Annotated in this window: 1 rRNA gene; it reads right to left on the bottom strand. The window is 27.4% G+C overall.

Annotated features, from left to right (window positions below):
* Window positions 1-1,040: 1,040 nt before the first annotated feature.
* Window positions 1,041-1,115: ribosomal RNA gene (gene rrf, locus KPL38_RS20485) — 5S ribosomal RNA — on the bottom strand; the annotation flags it as partial.

The following is a 1,115-nucleotide window of genomic DNA, read 5'->3' on the forward strand; positions in this document are numbered from 1 at the left end:
ATACTTTTAGTCTTACGACTAAATTTTACTTTATACTAAAGTAATTAACTGGTTAAAACAAAATATTATTTCATTTCTTTACCTATTCTCTGTTTAATTTTCAAAGACCAATTTGATTTGTCATCATCTGACGACTTCTACAATACTATCAGTTTATCTTCTTGTTGTCAACTACTTTTTAAAACATTTTCATTTAAAAAGTTATTAGCACATAATAACATTCAATTTATTATGCCACTCGTTTGTAACGACAAGATATATGATATCATATAAACAGTAATATGGTTCAGCACCTAAAGTGTTCTAACCAAATTAGCTTACTATTGCTACATTTAAGTCTATATATTCCTTTAATTTGCACATCGATACACTTGGCTAGTTATCTATAATATTAAAACTACTATCAATATTTAATTTAATATATTTCCCCCCCATGACACTAAACACTATGTAATTACAAATTCGTTAAAGAAGATATTTGAAAATTACTGTGACCTATTTTTAAGAGATTAGGTTTAATATAAATACCATTGATTTATATAAACTTAAACAATCAGTCCATCGTTGGAAATTAGTATATAAAAAAACGAAATGATAGGGTTACAACATATTAGAGGAACAACCAATAGTAAACTCAGCTCTGTTTACCTTACTAATGTACAAATAATAGAAAAGCAAGACGCTAGGTAAAGTTACTAAAGGAGCAAGTAGAATTGTTTAAAAAATTATACGAGAAATAAATGCAAGTGGTACGAACAAATAATAAAATTATGTCTAAGGATATGCAATCGAAGTATGAGAAACATGATGTAATATATAGATACTTATATTAAACGTGTTTAACTTAAGAATATATAAGAACTATTAAGCTGATTTTGGAGAATGAATTCATCTACACCATATGATGGCTAAGCCGATTTAATAATTAACAACAATATAAGCAAAGTTTTAAATACTAAGTATGCATCTTTATTTTAAATAGGCTACTTTAAATTACAAAAAAGTAAAAAACACTAAGTTAAACTTAGTGTTTTTTTATTACCTGGCGACAACCTACTCTTCCACAAGGTTACCCCTGCAGTACCATCGGCGCATTGAAGCTTAACCTTCGTGTT

The organism is Clostridium psychrophilum, from assembly GCF_018861705.1.
In the GTDB taxonomy this organism is placed as follows: Bacteria; Bacillota; Clostridia; order Clostridiales; family Clostridiaceae; genus Clostridium_AD; species Clostridium_AD psychrophilum.